The following is a 266-nucleotide window of genomic DNA, read 5'->3' as shown; positions in this document are numbered from 1 at the left end:
GACCTCGACCTTGGCTTGACCCACGGTGCTGTCCAGCGCGTGCAACTGGCGGTTGCTGTTGCTGACGCAGACGTCGTCCAGGTCGAACAGCGAGATCTCGCCCACGCCGCAGCGGGCGATAGCTTCTGCCGCCCAGGAGCCGACACCGCCGACGCCGACAATGGCCACATGGGCCGCTTTCAAGCGTTCCAGGCCTTCAATGCCATACAAACGGGCGATGCCAGCAAACCGTGGATCTTCTGTACTCATGACCATTACCCCAAAAA

Annotated in this window: 1 protein-coding gene; it reads right to left on the bottom strand. The window is 61.3% G+C overall.

Annotated elements, in window-relative coordinates; genetic code table 11:
* The coding region (locus AAEY88_RS13960) for a ThiF family adenylyltransferase (protein WP_350563343.1) at window positions 1-249 on the bottom strand (249 nt) is incomplete at its 3' end.
* Window positions 250-266 lie beyond the last annotated feature (17 nt).

It is taken from the genome of Psychrobacter sp. CAL346-MNA-CIBAN-0220 (assembly GCF_040309805.1).
GTDB lineage: Bacteria > Pseudomonadota > Gammaproteobacteria > Pseudomonadales > Moraxellaceae > Psychrobacter.
Note: the sequence above shows the minus strand (reverse complement) of the source record. Positions and strands in the feature narration are given on the sequence as shown.